This is a genomic window from Futiania mangrovi, from assembly GCF_024158125.1.
GTDB classification, from domain to species: domain Bacteria; phylum Pseudomonadota; class Alphaproteobacteria; order Futianiales; family Futianiaceae; genus Futiania; species Futiania mangrovi.
Genome location: NZ_JAMZFT010000002.1, coordinates 161,324 through 182,237 on the forward strand (window position 1 = coordinate 161,324; position 20,914 = coordinate 182,237).

The following is a 20,914-nucleotide window of genomic DNA, read 5'->3' on the forward strand; positions in this document are numbered from 1 at the left end:
ATGCCCATACGGACGCCGGCCCCCGCCTTGCGGCACGCTCAGCGATTCATCCGGAAGTCGCCCACCATGCCGGACTCGTAGTGTCCCGGCACGTTGCAGCCGAACTCCAGCGCGACCTCGCCCGCCGCGGGGAAGGTCCAGACGATCTCGCCTTCCGCGCCGGGTTCCAGCAGCACGCTGTTGGGCTCCTCGTGCATGCCGTGGCCCATGGTGGCCTGCATGTGACGGGCGGCCTCCATGTCGATGCTGTCGGGCTTCAGGACGCCATGCTCCATCATCATCATCATCTCGCCCTGATGAGCGGCGTGCATGGCTGCGGTGCCGATGTTGAACTCGTGTACCAGCGTGCCCGCATTGCGGACCTTGAAGCGGATCGTCTCCCCCGCCTTCACCGTGATCGTCTCGGGCTCGAAGTAGTTGTCGTGCATCTCGACCTCCACCGTGCGGGTCGCGCTGGCAGCGTCGGCGGGCTGGCCGATGTCGACGCCCCCGCCGTGGCCGTGGCCGTGGCCGCCGGCGTGCTTGCCCGCGGCGAGCGCAGGCGCGCCCAGAAGCAGGGTGAGGGAGACCAGTGCGGGCACAAGGGCCCGGCGTGCTGTCGGATAGCTCATGGTGTTCACCTTCGAAGATATCGGGTCGGGAGTGGTGCGCACACCGCCGCACGCTGCCCAGTTGGCGGGGCGCGAGGCAGGTGCGGGTCCGGTATCTTCAGAGGCGCGGTGGCGGCGTGTCCGTCTCGTGCGGCAAGCCCGCTGCAGGAACGCTCTCGGCGGGCCGCAGCACGAGGATGCGGGGGCTGCTACGCCCGATGCTGACCGGCGCCACGTCGCGGATGCCCGTGATGCAATGGCCCATGGTCATGGCGCAACTTCCGGCGGGATCGCCCGGAAGCTGGTGCCCATGGCCTGCGTCGCCATGCTCATGCACATGCCCGGATACGGCCGCATGGGCCTCACCTGTCCCAGGCGCACTCCCCATGCCGCCCGGCAGCGCCAGCACGGCGGCCAGCACGAAGAGAGCGGTCATCAGGATGCGAACGAATCTCTGCATGGAGATCAAATGGAACTTCCACCTGGAGAAAGGTCAAGCGTCGTCGGATAAATCTGGCACGGCGGCATCCGGAAACAAGCCCCCGGCGTTGTCAGCGGATGCCAGCCGCTCAGACCAGACGCCTGCGCCGTTCCTCGTATTCCTCATGGTCGATCTCGCCGCGGGCGTAGCGCTCCTGCAGGATCGACAGGGCGCGGGACACGTCGCTCTCCCGCCGCCCCGCACCGAAGTCCAGGCCCGCCAGCCTCAGCGCCACGACGATTGCCGCGACCAGCAGCCCGACGAACAGCAGCATCATGATCGGGCCGACAAACCATCCGCCCCAGGACATCATGTCGCCGTGCCGGTAGTAATTGTCTCCCGGTGCGGCTGCGGCCACTTCGCTCGTTGCGAATAACAAGGCCGTTGTCGTGAACAGGTAACGCGTTCCTTTTGCCATCGTCGCTTCTCCTTCTCTTCTGTTGGGACATGAAGGGTTGAAAGCGGACGCCATCCTTGACCCTCCTGTGGCTGGAAGGTCAAGGATGTGAAGTGGCAACGGCCGGACGCTTCGCATGCGGGCATCTTTCCGGTGGCTGGATCGCCCGTCCGGCCGGGGCGGCCTGGAGGGACTGGACATGGCCGACCACGCCGACCACGGAATGATGATGCACGACGGCGGAAATTCCCGCGCGTTGAGCGTCTCCGCGTGGCTCACCGGCGTCTATTTCGTCGTGGAATTCGGCATCGGGCTCTACACCGGCTCGGTCGCCGTGATGTCGGACGCGTTTCATACCTTCTCGGCGGTGGGCGGCGTTCTCGTCGCCATCGTCGCCGCGCGCATCGCGCGCCGCCCGGCGGACGAGATGAAGACGTTCGGCTGGTACAGGGCGGAGATCGCCGGCGCACTGGTGAACGGTGGTTTTCTGCTCGTCATGGCGCTCGTCGTGATCGTGATGGGCGCCATGCGCCTGCGCCATCCCATCGACCTGCCCACGGCCCCGATGCTGATTGCGGCAGCGGGCGGTCTGGTCACGGAGGTCGTCTCGCTCGCCCTCCTCTATCGCCGGCAGGGCAGCGACCTGAACCTGAAGGGCGCCTTCTGGCACATCGTCCAGACCTTCGTGGGCAGCCTCCTCATCATCGTGACGGCGGTCGTGATCGCGCTGACGGATTTTCTGCTGATCGACCCGCTTCTGGGGATCGCCTTTGGTCTCGTGCTGCTCTGGGCAAGCTGGGGCATCCTGCGCGACGCCCTCCACCTGCTGATGGAGGGCACGCCGCCGGGCGTCAGCCTTTCGGACATCGTCTCGGCGCTGAGGGAACTGCCCGGCGTCGCGGACGTTCACCACGTCCACGCCTGGGGGCTGACCAGCGGCAAGCACGTCTTCTCGGCGCACCTGCGCACGGCAGGCAAAGACGACCCGCAAAAGACCCTCGCGAAGGCGCACCGGATGCTCAAGACGCGGTACGGGTTCTTCTTCGTCACGCTTCAGGTGGAGACGGCGTGCCTCGACGAAAGCGGCGCAGAGGCCATCGACGTCGTCCTGCCCGGCGCACCCGGTCAACCAACGGCACGCTGACAAAAAGGAAGGGAACAATCCGATGAGCTACACCATCGACCGGACCATCGGCGGCGCAAGCCTCGACGATGTGGACGAACGGACCCGGCAGGCGCTCTCCGACGCAGGCTTCGGTGTCCTGACCGAGATCGACGTGCGTGCGACGATGAAGAAGAAACTCGACCGCGACATGGCCGGCTACCGGATTCTCGGGGCGTGCAATCCGAAGATGGCGTGGGAGGCATTGGGTCTGGAGCCGCGCGTCGGCGCGATGCTGCCCTGCAACGTCATCCTGAGGGAGGTGGACGGCGGCGTCGAGGTCAGCGCCGTCGACCCCGTCGCCTCCATGTCCGCCATCGACAATCCGGACCTGAAGCGTGTCGCCGGCGATGTCAGGGACATGCTGGCGGATGCAGTCGCGAAGATCTGAGGCGGCTGTCAGAGGCGCTTGCCAATGCAGACGGTATGTCGCCGCTGGACGACTGTGATGGTCACTTCGCCGGTGTTGCGGCCGGAAACGCGGTGGCACTTCCCCGCCTTGCGCACACTGCGCCCATCGGTTCGGAAGCCTCAACCTTCAGCGCTCAGCACCAGCGCGGAGCCACGGTCGACCTGTCGGACTTCCTCGGCGCCGGCGTCATACTCGACTTCTGCAGGCTCTGGTGTGCCGTCTGCCAGACGTTCTACTCCGCGGTCTATCCGGTCGCCCCTGGAAAGGATCTGATCCTGCCGATGGTATTGGAAAAACGGGTCCGGTGCCGCGAGGGCGCAGAGCATCGCGCAGGCATGGTCGTCGTTGTCAGGTGTGCCGCAGCAGGTCAGCCCTCTCCGCCGTGGCGCGCCTGGAACTCCTTGCTGCTGTTGGTCATCGGATAGGGGTTATCGGGTTCCGGGACGCCGAGAAAGGCGCACAGCGGGCCCCATCCGCTGCCTGTCTCGTAAACCAGGAGCCGCTCAGGGGAGATCGTGTCCCGCACTTCCTTCGTATGGGCCTTGAAGACCGCAATCGCGTGCTCCCTGTCGTCGATGCGTCCGTCGAAGATGTCCTGGACGATGAAGCGGCCGCACATCTCGGCAATTGCGTTCATGTGCGGATGCGCGTGCTTTCCGCGCATCGTCGTCATGAAGGGCCCTATGGTCGCCTGAACACTGTCGAACCAGTCATCCGGGGCGCGGACGCTGAGGATCACCCTGGCGTCGGGATAGTGTTCGGCAAGCTGCCGCCAGTATGCGGCGCCTGGCCAATCCACCTGCGCGCGATACCCCTTGAATGCCTCGTCCCAATCCACCTTCTCCCCGCGCGCGGCAGCTTCCCAGGCGGGCAGCTGTTCGGGGTTGTCGCGCACTTCGAACATGTGATGGCAGGGGCCGAAGCCAAGGCGCTCCAGCGCCAGTCTCAGCGAATTGGTTCCCGTGCGGCCGAAACCGGCCCCGATGACTTCCAGCGCCATGGCATCCCTCGCATGTGAAGCCGGGCTGCAGATGGAGGGACGCGGAGAAGCGTTCCCCGAAGCCGCCTCGCCGCAATCAGCTTGGCACCACGAACCGCGGCAGGCAATGAAGCATATTGCATCCTCTCCTGGGCCGCGCAGCAGATCCTCGACATTTCGGAGCGAGAGCGGGAACCGGACGTACATCATCACAGCTAGGCGGATGACCTCGGGCGACGTCTTGAGACAGCCGAAGGGGCCTAGGCATTGACCGTGGCCAGGGTCACCGTTTGCCCCCTCAACGCATTTTCCCCTGGCAGCTTCCTCGCCGCCCCCCTCAAAGCGGCTGGGGCACCGCGGACGTCCGAAGATTCAGGCCGTTTCTCACAGCCGTCCGCAAGAAGGATTCCGTCATCATCGCGATGTCGTTCGACCAGAAGAGCTTTTCTCCGGGCGACAGGATGAAGTCGTCCCCGCAGTCGATTGCCATCCAGATCGCCACAAGCGGCTCGCCGTCGACCGTGGCGCGTTGGCAGTTGACTTCATAGCCGACCTTCTCGGCACCCTGCAGTGTGATCGAGAAGACGTCTTGCCGCAGCCACTCGCTGAAACTCGCGCTCGGCTGCCTCTGCGAATAGCTCTGGAAGCCAGCGTTGCCCGGATCCTCTCCGATGAAATGGATGACCAGCAATCGCTTGACGTTCAGGCCGATCCACACCCGGTACGTTTCCGATCCGAAACGGAGTTCGAAAAGCTTTCCGAAGATGTCGATGTCGCTCAGCGGCCGCGCCTGGCAACGGACACCATCGAGCACGATCCGTGACAGGCGGGACGGAAGGATGGATGTCAGAAAGTCCTCGGACTTTCGCTCGATCTGCGAAACGTCCGTTCCCATTTCAGCGAAGACCACGATCAATCCCACGAAGAAGATCGTGATGGTCGACTGGGCCAACGACAACGAGATCAGGACAAGATCCGTCTTTCCGTCCTGTCCGATAAAGCGGAGCGCGACAACAATCGACGTCGCCAAGACGAACCCGAGCAGCAGTACGAGCAGGGCCTTTGCCCATCTGGGGACGGAAATGATCTGGCGACGATCAATCATGGCGCGGCACCTGCCCGGAACAGAACCTGAGCAACTGTTTCCAGGGGAACGGATGAGTCCGGCGCCCAAGTCTAGGGCTGGCGCCTGGAGCCAATATCGCCTTGTTCTGCTTGTGCATCAATCCCTGAAGGGTAGCATATCAGCTGCCGCCGATACCGCCATTTCCCTCTGACATCACCACTTGAAGGCGACCATACCCATTTTTTGCAGTTTCATGACTGTTTTCCCCACCGGATCGATGGTGTGGGGCCGCTTCTGATCGCGCTTGCTGCCATACACACAATGACGCGGAAACAGCGGCCGTGGCGCGGCGTGTGGCCGAAGCATGTGCAGGCGAGATTGGCACGCTCGGACATCAGGCGGTCCTTCAGGAAGGGGAGCGGCGCGCTGGTTTCGAGTGAGTAGCAGTTGCCCCATCAGAGGATGAACCAAGACTGACCCTCCTGGGCATTGCCCCGCACCTTGAAGGTTCCACCCCCTTTTCCGCCAAGAGGGTTATTTCCTGCGACACTTCGGACGCCCGCATGTCGACCGCTCGCAGGGGTCGGATTAGTTCTTTCTAACTCCAGCACGCGACCTCATACCGGAGTATGATGCACAGCACAGAGACCAGTTGAGGCCCGCCTCTCACGACGGGCGAGCCAGCTGATGGGGGAGGAAGGCGGGAATGCCAGCGAACATGACCTTCGATGCTCTGAAGGAAGCGGTTGCTTCGGGCGAGATTGACACGATCCTCGCCTGCATCGTCGACATGCAGGGGCGCCTGCAGGGCAAGCGCTTCCATGCGCAGCATTTCGTCGATACCGCCTGGCAGGAGACCCACTGCTGCAATTACCTGCTGGCCACCGACCTGGAGATGATGACAGTTCAGGGCTACCGGTCCACCGGGTGGGAGGCGGGCTACGGCGACTATGTCATGAAGCCGGACCTCTCGACGATCCGGCGGATCCCCTGGCTTCCGGGCACCGCGTTGGTGATGTGCGACCTGCTCGACCACCATGGGCACGAGGAGGTGGCGCACGCCCCTCGGACGATTCTCAAGCGTCAGGTCGCCAGGGCCGAGGCGATGGGGCTGAAGCCCTGCGTGGCCACCGAACTGGAGTTCTTCCTGTTCCAGGAAAGCTTCGACGCGCTGAGCGACGCGGGCTATCGAACGTTGCAGACGCTGGGGCGCTACAACCTGGATTATTCGATCATCGGAACCTCGAAAGAGGAACATGTGATGCGGGCGATCCGCAATGGCCTCTACGGCGCTGGTATCCCGGTCGAGAACTCCAAGGGCGAGGCGGAGGCCGGGCAGGAAGAACTGAATGTCCGATATTCCGACGCGCTCGACACCGCCGACATGCACAGCCTCGTGAAGATGGGCGTCAAGGACATTGCCAACCAGCACGGCCATGCCGCGACCTTCATGGCGAAATACGCCACAGACCGGGCTGGCTCGTCGAGCCATGTCCACCAGTCACTTTTCCGAGACGGTCAGAACGCTTTCCTCGACATGAACGCGGACCACGGCATGTCGGATCTCATGCGCCACTATATCGCCGGCCAGCTCGCCAACGCGCGCGAAATCACCTGTTTCCTGGCGCCCTACGTCAATAGCTACAAGCGCTTCGTGGCCGGCCTGTTCGCGCCGACGAAGGCGGTCTGGAGTCTCGACAACCGCACGGCCGGCTTCCGGGTCTGCGGCGAGGGAACGCAGGCGGTCCGCGTCGAATGCCGCATCGGTGGCGCCGACCTCAACCCCTACCTGGCGATCGCGGCGCTTCTTGCGGCGGGACTGGAAGGGATCGAGCGGACGCTCGAACTGGAGCCGGCGACGGTCGGGGACATCTACCGGGCGGCCGAGGCGCGCAGCGTGCCGACCTCGCTGGCCGAGGCGGCGGAATTGCTGAGGGGCAGCGAGATGCTGACCCGTGCCTTCGGCGCAGAGGTGGTTGAGCATTATTACCGCGCCGCGCGCTGGGAGATCGAGGAACAACAGCGTGTGGTGACCGACTGGGAGGTCAGGCGGGGGTTCGAACGCGCCTGACGAGGGGACCCCGTGAAACGAGGACGAGCGCAGCGCGAGTGCATCCGGCCGGGGCGACGTGTTCGCCGCCTGCGCGCACTCTTCCATGACCCGAAGGTGAAAGCATGAGTGTTCCCGTTGCCAACTGGTCCTACCCGACTGCCATCAAGTTCGGTCCTGGACGGATTGTGGAGCTCGCTGATCATTGCCAGGCGGCTGGAATCACGCGCCCGCTTCTCGTCACCGACAGGGGGCTCGCCGAACTGGCGATCGTCGCGCGGGCGCTGGACATCCTCGATGCCGGAGGTCTGGGCCGCGCACTGTTCGCGGATATCGATCCGAACCCGACCGAAGCGAACATGGAGGCCGGGACCGCGGCCTTCCGCGCGGGCGGGCACGATGGGGTCGTATGTATCGGTGGCGGATCCGCGCTCGATCTCGGGAAGATGATCGCCTTGATGGCCGGGCAGAAGATACCCGTCTGGGACCTGGAGGACATCGGGGATTACTGGACCCGCGCCGACGCGTCCAGGATCGCTCCGATCATCGCCGTGCCGACCACTGCGGGCACCGGCTCCGAGGTCGGACGCGCCGGCGTTCTGACGAATTCTAAAACGCACAGGAAGAAGATCATCTTTCACCCGAAGCTCATGCCGACCATAACGATCTGCGACCCGGAACTGACCGTCGGGATGCCGAGGGGCATCACCGCGGGCACCGGTATGGATGCGCTGGCCCATTGTCTCGAGGCGTTCTGCAGTCCGCACTATCACCCGATGAGCCAGGGCATCGCATTGGAGGGTATGCGCCTGGTTCTGGAAAACCTCCCGCGGGTCCATGCCGACGGTAGCGATATCGAGGCGCGGGCGCACATGATGAGCGCCGCCATGATGGGCGCGGTAGCTTTTCAGAAGGGACTGGGCGCGATCCATGCCCTCAGCCATCCCGTGGGCGCGGTCTACAACACCCATCACGGCACCACGAACGCTGTCGTCATGCCCATGGTTCTGGCCTTCAACCGCCCTGCGATCGAAGCCCGCATCGAGCGTGCTGCGCCCTACCTCGGCATTGCGGGGGGCTTCGACGGCTTCGTGGCGCGCGTCCTGGCGCTAAGGGCGGACCTCGGGATCCCCGCTACGCTTTCCGAGATGGGTGTGGAGCCCGCGCACCTCGACGAACTGACTGAAATGGCGCTGGAAGATCCGACCTGCGCGGGAAACCCTGTCCAGATGACGCGGGAGAATACGCGCGCGCTTTTCGACGCTTGTATGGGGGTGGACAGAGGAATCAACTGACGCCGATTTCTTCAAATCATTCAGTGACCTAGGGGCCAAGAGTCCCCCTCTAAAAAGATAATTGTGGCCCAGCAAATTATTATAACGCATACACTTATCTATATGAGGCCAACAGGCTCTGCACCACCGTCGGTCAGGCGGGAATGGCGAGCGACCCGCGCTACGCGAAGGCAAGCGACCGGACCGGGCACGCCGAGGAGATCCAGGCCGAACTGGGCTTCGCCGACGGCGAGATCGACCGGATGATCGGGGCAGGCGTATCAGGGGGTGCGGACGAAGGCCAATAGGCGACTGTGCTCGAAACGCGGGCCCTTGCCGAAACCTGCGCGGGCAGCAAGTGTCCCCGGCGCTAACGCATTGTCGATGGCAGCCAGAGCACAAGCTGCGGCAGCGCAACGAGAAGCGCAATCACCAGAATATGCGCGACGACGTGCGGCCAGACACCGGCGAAGATCTCTCCGATCGGCTGCTTCGCATAGCGCGCGACCACAAACACGTTGAGGCCCACGGGCGGCGTGATCAGGCCGACCTCGGCCGTGATGATGACCAGGACACCGAACCAGACCGGATCGAAACCGAGATCGATGATTACGGGCAGCAGGATGGGCACGGTGAGGATGAGGATCGCGATCTGGTCCATCAGGCAGCCGAGCACCAGGTAGCCCAGGATAATCAATGCCATGATCAGGTACGGCGTGACGTCGAGTGCCGCGACCCACGCGACAAGCATCTGAGTGGTCTGGGTCAGCGTGAAGAAATAGCCGAAGATGTGCGCGCCCATGATGATCATCATGATCATGCAGGTTGCATGTCCGGCGCGCGTGGCCGCCTGCAATACCAGGGCAGGCCGCACCCGGCCCGCACCCAGCGCGATGGCGAAGGCCCCCAGCGCCCCGATACCCGATGCCTCGGTCGGCGTGGCGATGCCGGTGTAGATCACGCCCGTGACGGAGAACAGCAGGACGAGCATGGGCCCCACGATCCGCAGCGAGGCCAGCTTTTCGCGCATCGTGTAGGCGCGCGACCGCTGCGCCCGGCTCGGGTCGCGCCAGATCAGCGTGAGGATCGTCGCGACGATTGCGAATGTAACGATGATTCCCGGGATGATGCCGCCGATGAGCAGCGCGCCGATGTCGACGTCTGCGATGATCCCGTAGATGACCAGCGCGACGCTGGGGGGGATCAGCATGGCGAGCGTACCAGAGACGGCAACGACCCCGCAGGCGAGCCGAGGCTCGTACCCGCGCTCAAGCATCGCCGGAATAGAGGTAGCCGAAAGCGTTGCCGCTGCGGCCGTGCTCGAGCCCGAGATGGCGCCGAATCCCGCTCCTGCAAGCGAGGTCGCGATGGCAAGGCCGCCCGGCACGCGCCCCACCCATGTCGCTGCCGCCGAGAAGAGGCTGTTCGCGACCCCGCTCAGGATCACGAATTCGGCCATCAGGATGAACATGGGCACAGCGATCAGTTCGTAGGAGCTGACCGTGGACAGCGGTGCGGTCTTGAGCACGCCCAGCACGATGTCGAGGTTGCCGATCCACCAGAGGCCGGCGGTGCCGACAACGGCGAGCGAGAAGCCGACCGGCGTCCCCAGCGCCAGCAACACGACGAGCAGGAGGAACCCCGCGGCCGCGAGCATCAGGGTGCCTCCTCGGTTCCGGCAAGCGGAGGCAGCGGCGCAAAGTCGCGCTCGAGTGCGAACGAGACCGCGTGGCCAAGTGTCGCGAGCACGAGGCGCAGGAAAAGCAGGCTGATCCCCAGCGGAACGAAGGACAGGGCGACCCACATCGGCCAGGCGATGGCGCCGGCCAGCGCCTCGCCGACCACATAGCTGGACCACGCGCGCCCGACACCAACCCAGAGGGCGAGCCCGAACACGACGCAGGAGACGGCGCCCGCGACGAACTGGCTGGCATGCCGGGCGCGCCGCCCCAGCCGGTTCTGCACGATGTCAACCGCGACATGGCCGTGATAGCGGAAGGTATCGGAAAGGAAGAAGAAGAAGATCCCAACCATGAGATAAATCGATATCAGATCGTATGACCAGGAAAACGGGGCGTTGAAGAAATACCTCGCGAAGACGTCGCCGGCGACGATCACCATGACTGCAAGCATCATGCACGCGCCGATGAAGCGGAGAACCCGTTCGACAGAGTGGATCGTCAGGTCGAGCACTGCAAAGACCCGCCGGCCCCGGCCCGAGTCACCCTCGCGCACGCCCCGCCCCTCCCTTGGCTTTGCCATTCGATTATCCGAACGTTACATTGATTATCGAACACCCTGCCGACGCATGGCGCTCCTGTCAACGCAGATCCTGGGAATGAACGACGGTGCCAGACCTCAAGGACCACACGCCTGCCCCTTCCTCCCGCTCCACGTCACCCGCGGAGGCCGGCCCCCGTGCGCTGAGACGCGCGTTCGAAATCGCAGACCTCCTTGCACGCGCGCCCTCGGGACTGTCGCTCGCCGAAATTTCCGAAAGGATCGGCGCGCCGAAAAGCAGCGTCCTGGCTCTTCTTCGCGCCCTCGTCGGCCTGAACCTAGCGACGCGGGCGGACGACCGGTACGAGATCGGCCCTGCGCTGTTCAACCTTGCCGGCGCAATTACAGCGAAATGGCGGATCGCACCGATCGCACGTCCCTTCATGCAGCGACTTCATGCGCTGACGGGCGAGACGGTAATCCTCGCCGAGCTGAACAGCTTCGCGCGGGAAGTTCAATACATCGACCAGATCGAGAGCACGAACCCCGTGCGTTACACGGTCCAGATCGGCGACACCCGCCCACTCTACTGCTCGGCCGCCGGACGGCTGCTGCTCGCCTTCCAGACTGCGGACTGGATCGAGGAGTATCTCGCCTCGACCCCCATGACGCGCATCACGGAACAGACGATCACCAACACCGAAGAGGTGCGGCGCAAGCTGGTCCGTGTAAGGCAGGAGGGGTTCTCGCTATCGTCGGAGGAATTCACCGACGGGGGCGCTGGCTTCGCCGCCCCCATCATCCACCGCGACGGCTCGGTGCACTACGCCCTCGTCCTGGCAACTGTCGCCATGAGGGTCCGACAGAAGGGCGAGTTCTTCCGCTCCGCGGTGATGGACGCCGCAGCCGACCTCTCCCGCGCCATGGGTCACGACGGCAGCACGGAAAGCGGCACGGATTGACCGGCAGCCACGTTCATCGGATAGTGAGCAGAAAAGCGCATGATATTCGAATAATCGAACGGAGGATGCCCCGATGAAGACCTGTCTCGCAGTCGCCGCCGCCGCGGCGATCGCTGTCGCAACGCCCGCCATGTCCCAGCAGATCACGCTCCGCGTCGCGGACAACCTGCCCGCGACCCACTTCCTGGCCGAGCACGGCACGACCTATTTCATGGAGGAGGTGACGAAGCGGACCGACGGACGCGTGACGTTCGAGTACTATCCCTCGCAGCAGCTCGGCAAGTCGAAGGACATGCTGACGATCCTCCAGTCGGGACTTGCCGACATCGCGCTGGTCGTTCCCTCCTACATGTCCGAGAAGCTACCGCTGTCGGGCGTCATCGATTTGCCGGGCGGCACTTCCACCTCCTGCCAGGGCGGCAAGGTCTACTCCGAACTGCTAGAGCAGGACGGCTGGCTTGCGAAGAACGAGTTCAGCAAGGCCGGCGCACGGAAGGTCTTCGTCTATGTGAACCCGCCCTACGAGATGTTCCTCGCGTCCGGCGACACGCCGAACGTGCTGGACCTCGGCGGCGCGAAGGTCCGCTCAGTCGGCGGCGCGCTCGACCTCGTCGTCCGGGAACTGAACGGCGTGCCGGTGCGCCTCGCGGCGCCCGAGATCCGGGAATCCCTGTCGCGCGGCACCGTGGACGGGATCGTGTTCCCGGTTCCAACGGTCAAGTCTTACAAGCTGCAGGACCTCATCAAGTCGGGTACGCGCGGCGCCAAGCTGGCGACCGTGGCAACCGGCTACATGATCAGCGACGCTGCCTGGGCGAAGCTGCCCGCCGACGTGCAGGCCGTCATCGAGGCCGTGGGCGACGAGGCCATGCAGCGTGTCTGCGCGCACGTCGACAAGGACGTGGCCGCGACCTTCGAGACCTTCGAGCAGGCCGGCATCACGATTGCCGACGTGTCCGCGCAGGAACAGCAGGTGCTGCAGGACGTCTTCGCGAAGGTTCGCGAGGACTGGGCCAAAGGGCTCGACGCACGCGGCCTTCCGGGGTCGGACGCCCTCGTGGCCTTCAATGACGTGCTCGCGGCCACCAACTGACCATGCGGCTGATCGATTTCTTCGACCGGGGCGTCTCTCGGGCGCCCCGGTCCGTGTGTCTCACGGACGGCGAGACGGCGCTGACCTATGCCGAGGTTGCGGCCTCTTCCCACCGCATCGCCGCCGCGCTCGCAGATGCAGGCGTGACGCCCGGCGACGTCGTCGCGACCGTCAGCCCGAACCACGTCCGCTATCTCGAGGCGGTGCTCGGCATCGTCCGGGCCGGCGCGGTCTGGCTGCCGGTGAACGCGCGCTATGGCGCGGACGAGATGGCGCACGCGCTCAGGAGCAACGACGCCTGCTTCGTCTTCACCCATTCGGCGCACCTGGACGCGGTCCGGACGGCCTGCGGCACGCTGCCGGACATGCGCGGCATCGTCTGCATCGACACGGCCGTGCCCGGCGCCCCCGGCCTGGCGGACTGGTCCCGAGGCTACCCGCATACCGGTATCGATGTTCCCCAAGGACCCGACACGGTGGTCGCGATCCGCAGCACGGGCGGCACCACCGGCCCGTCCAAGGGCGTGATGATTAGCAACCGCAACTACGAGACGCTGTTCGCCTGCCTGTTCTCGACCCTTCCTTTCCCCGCAGGCCCCGTCCACCTTGCGGCGGCGCCGCTAAGTCACGCCGCAGGAACGATGGCGCTCGCCACCATGATCCACGGCGGACGCACGCGCGTCATGCCACGCTTCACGCCGGGGGACGTCCTGCGGTTGATCGAGGAGGAGCGCGTCACCCACATATTCCTCACGCCGACCATGATCTACATGCTGCTCAACGACCCGGAGATCGGGGCGCACGACTGCTCCTCGCTGCACACGGTCATCTATTCCGGGGCGCCGATGTCGGTCGACAAGCTGACCCAGGCGATCGCGCGCTTCGGCCCGGTCTTCGCGCAGGCGTTCGGCCAGGCGGAGGCGCCCTTCTTCTGCACCATCCTGCCGCAATCGGAACACGTGCCCCTTGACGACCCGGCCGTCGCCCGGCGCCTGAAAAGCTGCGGGCAGAGCACGCCGTTCGTCCGCGTCGAGATCATGGACCCGGAAGGCCGCCTCCTGCCGCCGGGCGAGCGCGGCGAGATCGTCGTCAAGGGCGACCTCGTCATGAAGGGCTACTACAACAACCCGGAAGCGACCGAGAAGGCCGGGCGCTTCGGCTGGCACCACACCGGCGACATCGGCTACAAGGACGAGGATGGATATCTCTACCTCGTCGACCGCGAACGCGACGTGATCATCAGCGGCGGGTTCAACATTTTCCCCACGGAAATCGAGCAGGTCATCTGGTCCCATCCCGGTGTGCAGGATTGCGCCGTGATCGGCGTGCCGGACGACATCTGGGGCGAGGCCGTGAAGGCGGTCGTCCAGCCGCGTCCGGGCGCAACCCTCAGCGAGGCCGAGATCACCGCCCTGTGCCGCGAACGTCTCGGCGGCATGAAGACGCCGAAGTCGGTCGAGTTCTGGCCCGACCTGCCGCGGAGCCCCGTCGGCAAAGTATTGAAGCGCGACATCCGCAGCCGGTTCTGGAAGGACCGCGACCGCGCGGTTTAGCGCGATCGGGAGGTTCGGCCCGCATCAACCTGCCCGGCGGCAAGGACAGGTACGCCTTCCCTTTCCTGACGGCTCTCCCACGGCAAATCGATCCGCTGACACACCCTGAACAACACAGCAGGTCAGAATTGCGCGAGGCTGTCTGAAACTGGCGCCTTCCTACGCCCCGCCGGGCCTGCGCTCCACGAGAACGCCGGCGTCGCGCCAGGTGCGAACCTCATCGTCTTCAAAGCCGAGGCCGGTCAGTACCGACGCGCCATCCTGGCCCAGCCATGGCGCGGGCCTGGCATGGGCCGTCGAGACGCCCTCCAGCCGGACAATCGGCCCCGGGGCACGGGTCCGCCCTTCAGTCGGATGGTCAAGTTCCACCACGTAGCCCAGCGCCTCGAGATCGCCCGAGGCAATCAGGTCCTCCACCGAGCGAACCGGCGCGGCCGGGATGCCGGTCTGTCGCGCGATCTCCATCCAGTGAGCCGTGCGGCGTGCTGGCAGCATTTCCGCGAGCAGGGCGTAGAGGTCGCCCACCTCGGCATTCCGGCGGGCCGTGTCGGTCACCCGCGGATCCCCGGCGAGATCGGGCCTGCCCGCCGCGCGGAAGAAGTCCTGCCAGTTCCTCTGCGAATAGGGCGTGATCGCGATGTATCCGTCGGCGGTCCGCATCGGCCGGCGGTAGGGTGTCTTGAGGCGGGCATAGCCGGGTGCTCCGGCTCGCGGCAAGAAGGCGTCCCCGCCCAGTTGCTCGATCAGGGTGAAGGTCGCGAGGGCCTCGAACATCGGAAGGCTCACGGCCTGGCCCCGGCCCGTCCGGGTACGGGCGAGCAATGCGCCGAGGATCGCCTGCGTCAGAAGGAGGCCGGCGACCTTGTCGGCGATGAGGCCGGGCACGTAGCGTGGCTCCTGCCCCTCGCCAGCGAACAGGGCCGCGACGCCCGATGCCGCCTGGATCACGTCGTCGACGGCCGGATCCTTCTCCCGGGCAGTGCCGGCGGCGAAGCCAGAGGCCGAGCAATGGATCAGGCGCGGGTTCTGGGCGCACAGGGTCTCGGCGTCGATACCGAGACGGCGAGCTGCCTCCGGGCGCATGTTGTGCACCACCACATCGGCCCATTGCGCAAGGCGGGCGAGGATCTCCCTCGCCTCAGGCCGCTTGAGATCGAGCGCGAGCGAGCGCTTGTTGCGGTTGAGCGCGAGATAGATCGCCCCCATGCCGGCATGGCGGGCCGCGCCGCCGTTGCGGATGGCGTCGCCCTCGGGCGGCTCGACCTTGACCACGTCGGCCCCCATGTCCGCAAGGCAGAGCGTGGCAAGCGGGCCCAGCACGATTGCCGTGAGGTCGAGCACGCGGATACCCGCAAGCGGTCCCTCCGCTACCGGATCCGCGCTCATGCCGGGATGAACCCATCCTTGCCGAGCGGCGGGGAGTAGATGACGACGACCTTGGCTGGCGTCTCGCCCGTCACCACGAACAGGTGCGCGACCCCGGGCGGGATGCGGACGACGGCACCCGCCGAGATCGTGCGCGGAGGCTCGTCGCCAAGCTCGAGCCGCCCCTCCCCCTCCAGGAGCAGGATGATCTGCCACTCGGTCGCGTGCTTGTGACGGTCACCCATGCCACCGGGCGCGATCGTGCCGTGGATCACCTCCACGCCCGCGCCCAGCCCCGCCTCGACCAGCCTTCGGTTCTGCGTGCCTGAATGAAGTGGCGGGGAATAGACATCGAGGTCGTCGAGCGACACGACCATCTGCGGGGTAGACATGGTCATCCTCCGGATATGTTGGATAGCTGGGGCAGCCAGAGCGACAGTTCCGGCAGCGCGACGAGGATCGCGAGCACGACGAGTTCGGCGAGCACAAAGGGTGCGACGCCGCGGGCGACCGTCCCGACCGGCACCTTGGCGGTACCGCTCACGATGAAGAGATTGAGCCCGACGGGCGGTGTGATCAGGCCGATCTCGGCGGTCTTGACCACGATCACGCCAAGCCAGATCGGGTCGTAGCCAAGCCCCGTCAGGAGCGGAAAGATCAGCGGCATGGTGATGATCAGGATGGCGATCTGATCGAGGAAGACCCCCAGGACCAGCAGCACCGCCAGAACGAGCAACAGGACGGGAAACGGCCCGAGCCCGGCGGCTTCCACCAGCAATAGCGTCTTCTGCGGCGCCCCGCTCAAGGTGAGGAACACCGCAAACACGGCCGAAAAGGCAATGATGCCGAGGATCATGGCGCTGCTGCGGGTGGCCCGCACGAGGGCGCGCGACAGGTTCTCCCGGCCCATGCGTCCCATGGCGAGCGCAATCAGCATCGCGCAGAGCGCCCCGAGCGCGCCCACCTCGGTCGGCGTGACAATCCCGGTGTAGATCAAAACGATCATGGCCGTCAGCAGGACGAACATCGGCAGGGCAGGAAGGCTCGCCCGCACCCGCTCTTCCATAGGCATGCGCGGCATGGACTCCGCCACGTGGTCAGGCCGCATCCGGATGACGAACTGGATCGTGATGACGAATGCCACCGCCGTCAGCAAGCCTGGGATCAGGCCCGCGATCAGCAGCTTGCCGACGGACGTTTCCGTCAGGATGCCGTAGAGCACGAGCGCGATCGATGGCGGAATCATGATCGCGAGCGTGCCCACGGCGGCAAGCGCGCCCGTGGAGAATGACGAGGAATAGCCGTAGCGCCGCATCTCCGGATGGATGGCCGAGGAGAGTGTCGCAGCCGCTGCGCTCGATGAACCGCAGACCGCGGCGAGCAGCACGCCGCCCGATACCGCCGCATAGGCGAGTCCGCCGCGCAGATGCCCGACCCAGCTGTTCGTCGCCCGGAACAGGTCGCGCGTGATGTTCGACGCGCCCATCAGTTCCGCCATGAGGATGAACATGGGCAGCGTGGACAGTGTGTAGCTTGCGACATGCTCATAGGGGCCGGCCTTGAGAACGCCGATCAGCGGGTAGATCCCGCCTACCGCGTAGAGCCCCACCATGCCGGCGATCAGCATCGCGAAAGAGACAGGAACCGCGAAGAGCAGGAGGGCGAACAGGAGTAGGAGAATGCCGGCGACGAGCATGGGTCTATTCCGCCCCGCCCGTGGCAGCCGTTTCAGGCAACTCGCCCGCCTCGCGCGGGCGCAGGATATCGAGCGCGAGACGCGCCGACAGAAGCGCCACGCCGAGCGGCATCCAGAGGTAGCTGAGGTAGAGCGGCCACTGGATCACACCGAAGGTCGTCTCCCGCTCCGCGATGCGGCGCAACGCTTCCTCCGTCGCAAACCACAGAAGCACGCCGAAGGCGGCAAGCAACATGGCGGAGACGAGCCGGGGCCAGAGGTTGCCCGGCGCGCGCTTCAGCCAGCGCTCCATGAGCTCCAGCCGGACCTGTCCACCGGTCACATAGCTGCGCGGCAGCGCCATGAACGCCACCACCACCATGAGATAATAGGCCGTGAACTCGTAGGCGCCCTGGAGCGGCGCACCGAAGAGCCGCCCCAGGGCATCTGCCGATATGACGAGCATCATCGCGATCAGCGCAATACCCGCCAGAAGATCGGCTGCGCGTTCGAGCCGGCCAACCGCCCGCTCGATCCCGATCACGAGCCGAGGCACCGCTTGCGGGCAGCCGCCGCCGTGCCGTCTGCCCGCATCTCCTGCTGATAGCTGCGGAAGCGCGCCATCATGTCCTTGCCGGGCAGGTTGCGGCCCTCCATCTGGCGCTCCCATTCGGCATCCACGGCGGCAAGCCGCTCGCGGAACTGTGCAACGACGTTCGCGGGAAGATCGTAGACGGTCTTGCCCATGGCCTTCAGCGCCTCCTGCGCCTTGAGGTCGCCCTTCATCATGGCGCAGGCCGTGTGGAACTGCGCCTCGGCGCCCCCGTCAAGCAGCACCTTCTGCTGGGCCTCGGTCAGACCGTTCCAGACGTCCTTGTTGATGAAGGCCGCAAAGGCAACGCCCCCCAGCGAGGCGTTGGTCGTGAAGCTGTTGGTCACCTCCTCGAGCTTATAGGAGCGCATCGCCGAAAGCGTGTAGATCGCCCCATCGAGCGTACCGCGCTCGAGTGCGACATACAGGTCCGGGGCCGCCATCTTCACTGGCACAAGGCCGAGTTCCTTGGCCGCCAGTTCGCCTGTCGACCCGGCGACGCGCGTCTTCATGCCTGAAAGCTGGGAGATATCGGTGACCTCGTCGTCGCGCTTCATGAGAAGCTGGTACGGCGGCGTCACCACGACCCAGAGCAGCTTCACATTGTTGCGGTCGAAGTCGATCGCGGCCAGGTCCTTCTCGGCCAGCTTCACGAATGGGGCGTACCCGTCGAAGCTGTCCTCGTAGAGACCGGGAAGTTCCATCATGGTGGCGAGCGGCATCCGCTCGGTCACATAGCTGATACCGACGAGCGCAATCTCGGCCACCCGGTTGCGCACCACGTCCAGCATGGAGTTTGCCTTGCCAAGCTGCTGCCCGGGGAAGTGCTGGATCGTGAGATCCGCCTCAGGATGCGCCTTCACGTGATCGAAGAAGGCCTGCGTCCCCTCGCGCGTGATGATGTGCGTCGCCGGGAACTGGTCCGCGACCTTCAGTTCGACCGCGTGCGCCGTCGCCGCGGCACCGAGACCGAACGCGGCGCCCGCAAGTTTCAGGGCAAGATTGCGACCGCGCTTACGCGGTGTCCGGATCCTGCTCATGCGTGTTTCCTCCCTCTCGCTGGTTCTTGAGTTTCTGGTTGTCTGTAGCTGGCGTCCTGCTGCGCCCTTCCTTGGACGGCAGCCAGGAATCGATGGTGGCGAGGATCTCGTCGATGGGCTGGTCGAGAACCTGCCGGAACACCGATCCCGGATAGCGGTGCACGCCCGCTCCGACGACCGTCCCGCGCGCATCGACGAAGCGCCGGTCCACCCGAACGACGGGCGATCCCGATGGAATCTGCAGAAGGTCGGCATCCTCGAGACTGGCAAGCCCGACGGTCGTGACCTGGCGGCCGCGCGCGGGCCGCGGGGTAGCCTTGGTCATAAGCAGCAAGCCGACCTTGAACTGATCGTCAATGCCGGGCGGCAGGCTGCGGTAGGCATCGGCCGCGATGTAGAAATCGACGAGGCAAACCGGCACCTCGCCCCCCATGTGCAGGCGGCGCAGGTGGACATAGCTGTCAGCAGCCGGCGCCCCGTCCGCAAGTTCGGGCGGGACTGCAACGCCCTCGTTCCGGTCGAGGACCTTCACCGCTTCCTGGGGCCCGACGATCCAGGACTCGAAATAGCTCTCTCCCAACGCATCGCTTGCGTCGCGGCTGGCACCCTGCCGGTCGAGAACGAACGTGCCCCGCCCCTGGCGGGAATGGACGAGCCCTTGGGCGACAAGAAGATGCAGGGCACCGCGCACGGTGACCGGGGCCACGCCGTAAAGCTTCGAAAGCTGCGCCACGGTCGGAAGGCGCGTCCCGGCCGGCCATTCGCCGCTCGATATCTTGCTCCAGAACTCCGCCGCCAGGCGCCCGTAGGCGGTCATCCCGTCCCGGCCCGTCATCCGCTGCAGTTCTTTCTCCGGGAGGCTCTGTTGGTTCATCCGGCCCTCGATGCATTGATGCTATGATGCGCATCAATGTCTTAAAGGGTCAAGGAAGACCTCTCCACACCCCCGCCCATCCGGCTCGGCTGGCGCATGGTCACAGGTAAGGCAATCATCCTCGTATCGGTTGAGTGCGCCCAATGCCTCCGGACATCGAGGAGGCACGGAAACGCCGGAAGAACTGCCCTCAGACCACAGCCCGGGGGAAGCCTGTTGAGAGGCGCACGAAGGGCATGCTTACCCCATGCCTACCCGGAAGATTCAAACGCGAAGCGCAGATTGCCCGGACGTTGAAAAGATTGGTGCCCCAGGCCGGACTCGAACCAGCACGCCCTTGCGGACAACAGATTTTGAGTCTGTCGCGTCTACCATTCCGCCACTGGGGCTCCTGAGGAGCGGTGCCTACCCGAAAATCCCCGTGCGCACAACTGCGGCGAGGATGCGCGGCCATGCTTGGCGGACGGGGACGGCGGTGCTAAAGCCTCGCGACCGCCGCCATAGCGACAAGGGCACGCGCCGCCGATGATTCGCCGCCTCTACGACTGGACCATCGCCCAGGCGCAAACGCCCCACGCCCTGTGGACGCTGGCCTTCATCTCCTTCATCGAGAGCTCGGTCTTCCCGATCCCGCCGGACGTCCTCCTGCTGCCTATGGTGCTGGCCGCGCCGCACCGGGCCTGGCGGATTGCGGCGGTCTGCACCGTCGCCTCGGTGCTCGGCGGGCTCGCGGGCTATGGCATCGGCTATCTTCTCTACGAGGAGGTCGGCCGCCCGGTGCTGGAGTTCTACGGCAAGGCGGACCAGATCGCGGCCTTCCGCGAGATGTACGGCGAATGGGGCGCGTGGATCGTCTTCGGGGCGGGGCTCACGCCCTTTCCCTACAAGGTGATCACGATCATGAGCGGGGCGATGACGCTCGACCTCGTGGTCTTCATGGTCGCGAGCGTGCTGTCGCGCGGCCTGCGGTTCTTCCTCGTGGCCGCGCTGCTGTGGAAGTTCGGCCGCCCGATCCGCACCTTCATCGAGGCGCGCCTGGGATTGCTGACCACGATCTTCTTCGTGCTTCTGCTGGGCGGGTTCGTCGCGATCCGCTATCTCTTCTAAAGGCAGGCTGCGGCAAGCCGCC

At 65.4% G+C, this 20,914-nt stretch carries 23 protein-coding genes and 1 tRNA gene; 10 read left to right on the forward strand and 14 right to left on the reverse strand.

Annotated elements, in window-relative coordinates; all coding sequences use genetic code 11:
* Positions 1-38: 38 nt before the first annotated feature.
* The 3 genes from NJQ99_RS07665 to NJQ99_RS07675 all read right to left on the reverse strand — a co-directional run bounded on the left by NJQ99_RS07665 (position 39) and on the right by NJQ99_RS07675 (position 1,489).
* Positions 39-611, reverse strand: a complete 573-nt coding sequence (locus tag NJQ99_RS07665; protein ID WP_269332242.1) for a cupredoxin domain-containing protein — start codon at positions 609-611, stop codon at positions 39-41.
* 97 nt (positions 612-708) lie between these two features.
* A complete protein-coding gene (locus NJQ99_RS07670; protein ID WP_269332243.1) occupies positions 709-1,026 on the reverse strand; it encodes a hypothetical protein in 318 nt (105 codons plus the stop codon).
* A 133-nt stretch (positions 1,027-1,159) separates the two neighbouring features.
* A complete protein-coding gene (locus NJQ99_RS07675) occupies positions 1,160-1,489 on the reverse strand; it encodes an SHOCT domain-containing protein (protein WP_269332244.1) in 330 nt (109 codons plus the stop codon).
* Between the two features lie 178 nt (positions 1,490-1,667).
* On the opposite strand from NJQ99_RS07675, the gene NJQ99_RS07680 reads away from it, so the two are divergent.
* The 3 genes from NJQ99_RS07680 to NJQ99_RS16375 are packed head-to-tail and all read left to right on the forward strand — an operon-like array spanning position 1,668 to position 3,467.
* Positions 1,668-2,612 carry a cation diffusion facilitator family transporter gene (locus NJQ99_RS07680; RefSeq protein ID WP_269332245.1) on the forward strand — a complete coding sequence of 315 codons (945 nt, stop codon included), beginning with the start codon at positions 1,668-1,670 and terminating at the stop codon, positions 2,610-2,612.
* A 22-nt stretch (positions 2,613-2,634) separates the two neighbouring features.
* On the forward strand, positions 2,635-3,021 hold the full coding sequence (locus tag NJQ99_RS07685; RefSeq protein WP_269332246.1) for a DUF302 domain-containing protein: 387 nt from the start codon (positions 2,635-2,637) through the stop codon (positions 3,019-3,021).
* Between the two features lie 35 nt (positions 3,022-3,056).
* A complete protein-coding gene (locus NJQ99_RS16375; protein WP_407933358.1) occupies positions 3,057-3,467 on the forward strand; it encodes a redoxin domain-containing protein in 411 nt (136 codons plus the stop codon).
* Here the strand turns inward: NJQ99_RS16375 and NJQ99_RS07690 are convergent.
* Together NJQ99_RS07690 and NJQ99_RS07695 are read right to left on the reverse strand one after the other, a co-directional pair.
* Complete coding sequence (locus NJQ99_RS07690; protein ID WP_269332247.1) at positions 3,410-4,042, reverse strand: sulfotransferase family protein; 633 nt, start codon at positions 4,040-4,042, stop codon at positions 3,410-3,412. The two genes, NJQ99_RS16375 and NJQ99_RS07690, sit on opposite strands and share 58 nt — an antisense overlap.
* A 316-nt stretch (positions 4,043-4,358) precedes the next feature.
* Complete coding sequence (locus NJQ99_RS07695; protein WP_269332248.1) at positions 4,359-5,126, reverse strand: hypothetical protein; 768 nt, start codon at positions 5,124-5,126, stop codon at positions 4,359-4,361.
* 667 nt (positions 5,127-5,793) lie between these two features.
* On the opposite strand from NJQ99_RS07695, the gene NJQ99_RS07700 reads away from it, so the two are divergent.
* The 3 genes from NJQ99_RS07700 (at position 5,794) to NJQ99_RS07710 (ending at position 8,719) form a co-directional block, all read left to right on the forward strand.
* Entirely contained in the window at positions 5,794-7,158 is a 1,365-nt protein-coding gene (locus NJQ99_RS07700) for a glutamine synthetase family protein (RefSeq protein WP_269332249.1), read from the forward strand.
* Positions 7,159-7,262: 104 nt separating this feature from the next.
* Positions 7,263-8,432: an iron-containing alcohol dehydrogenase gene (locus NJQ99_RS07705; RefSeq protein WP_269332250.1), complete on the forward strand. Its 1,170-nt coding sequence runs from the start codon at positions 7,263-7,265 to the stop codon at positions 8,430-8,432.
* A 143-nt stretch (positions 8,433-8,575) separates the two neighbouring features.
* On the forward strand, positions 8,576-8,719 hold the full coding sequence (locus NJQ99_RS07710) for a hypothetical protein (RefSeq protein ID WP_269332251.1): 144 nt from the start codon (positions 8,576-8,578) through the stop codon (positions 8,717-8,719).
* 62 nt (positions 8,720-8,781) lie between these two features.
* On the opposite strand, the gene NJQ99_RS07715 is transcribed toward NJQ99_RS07710, so the two are convergent.
* On the reverse strand, positions 8,782-10,068 hold the full coding sequence (locus NJQ99_RS07715) for a TRAP transporter large permease (RefSeq protein ID WP_269332252.1): 1,287 nt from the start codon (positions 10,066-10,068) through the stop codon (positions 8,782-8,784).
* A complete protein-coding gene (locus NJQ99_RS07720) occupies positions 10,068-10,646 on the reverse strand; it encodes a TRAP transporter small permease (RefSeq protein WP_269332253.1) in 579 nt (192 codons plus the stop codon). Before NJQ99_RS07720 ends, NJQ99_RS07715 begins: the two co-directional genes overlap by 1 nt.
* A 113-nt stretch (positions 10,647-10,759) precedes the next feature.
* Between NJQ99_RS07720 and NJQ99_RS07725 the strand changes: the two genes are divergently transcribed.
* The 3 genes from NJQ99_RS07725 to NJQ99_RS07735 all read left to right on the forward strand — a co-directional run bounded on the left by NJQ99_RS07725 (position 10,760) and on the right by NJQ99_RS07735 (position 14,239).
* A complete protein-coding gene (locus NJQ99_RS07725) occupies positions 10,760-11,593 on the forward strand; it encodes an IclR family transcriptional regulator (RefSeq protein WP_269332254.1) in 834 nt (277 codons plus the stop codon).
* 73 nt (positions 11,594-11,666) lie between these two features.
* On the forward strand, positions 11,667-12,686 hold the full coding sequence (locus NJQ99_RS07730) for a TRAP transporter substrate-binding protein (protein WP_269332255.1): 1,020 nt from the start codon (positions 11,667-11,669) through the stop codon (positions 12,684-12,686).
* A gap of 2 nt (positions 12,687-12,688) precedes the next feature.
* Positions 12,689-14,239, forward strand: a complete 1,551-nt coding sequence (locus tag NJQ99_RS07735; RefSeq protein ID WP_269332256.1) for a class I adenylate-forming enzyme family protein — start codon at positions 12,689-12,691, stop codon at positions 14,237-14,239.
* Positions 14,240-14,398: 159 nt separating this feature from the next.
* On the opposite strand, the gene NJQ99_RS07740 is transcribed toward NJQ99_RS07735, so the two are convergent.
* The 7 genes from NJQ99_RS07740 to NJQ99_RS07770 form a co-directional block, all read right to left on the reverse strand.
* Positions 14,399-15,625: a CaiB/BaiF CoA transferase family protein gene (locus NJQ99_RS07740; protein WP_269332257.1), complete on the reverse strand. Its 1,227-nt coding sequence runs from the start codon at positions 15,623-15,625 to the stop codon at positions 14,399-14,401.
* The gene (locus NJQ99_RS07745; RefSeq protein WP_269332258.1) at positions 15,622-15,996 is read right to left on the reverse strand and encodes a cupin domain-containing protein; all 375 of its coding nucleotides are present in this window, start codon (positions 15,994-15,996) and stop codon (positions 15,622-15,624) included. Before NJQ99_RS07745 ends, NJQ99_RS07740 begins: the two co-directional genes overlap by 4 nt.
* A gap of 2 nt (positions 15,997-15,998) precedes the next feature.
* The gene (locus NJQ99_RS07750; protein ID WP_269332259.1) at positions 15,999-17,300 is read right to left on the reverse strand and encodes a TRAP transporter large permease; all 1,302 of its coding nucleotides are present in this window, start codon (positions 17,298-17,300) and stop codon (positions 15,999-16,001) included.
* 4 nt (positions 17,301-17,304) lie between these two features.
* Positions 17,305-17,823 (reverse strand): TRAP transporter small permease, encoded by a 519-nt coding sequence (locus tag NJQ99_RS07755; RefSeq protein ID WP_269332260.1) that lies wholly within the window; start codon positions 17,821-17,823, stop codon positions 17,305-17,307.
* Positions 17,820-18,911, reverse strand: coding sequence for a TRAP transporter substrate-binding protein (locus NJQ99_RS07760; protein WP_269332261.1), 1,092 nt, complete (start codon positions 18,909-18,911; stop codon positions 17,820-17,822). Before NJQ99_RS07760 ends, NJQ99_RS07755 begins: the two co-directional genes overlap by 4 nt.
* Positions 18,886-19,746, reverse strand: a complete 861-nt coding sequence (locus NJQ99_RS07765; RefSeq protein WP_269332262.1) for a GntR family transcriptional regulator — start codon at positions 19,744-19,746, stop codon at positions 18,886-18,888. The genes NJQ99_RS07760 and NJQ99_RS07765 overlap by 26 nt, the downstream gene beginning before the upstream one ends.
* Before the next feature lie 342 nt (positions 19,747-20,088).
* Positions 20,089-20,174, reverse strand: a tRNA-Leu gene (locus tag NJQ99_RS07770).
* A 136-nt stretch (positions 20,175-20,310) separates the two neighbouring features.
* Between NJQ99_RS07770 and NJQ99_RS07775 the strand changes: the two genes are divergently transcribed.
* Positions 20,311-20,892, forward strand: coding sequence for a YqaA family protein (locus NJQ99_RS07775; protein ID WP_269332263.1), 582 nt, complete (start codon positions 20,311-20,313; stop codon positions 20,890-20,892).
* The last annotated feature ends 22 nt before the right edge of the window (positions 20,893-20,914 follow it).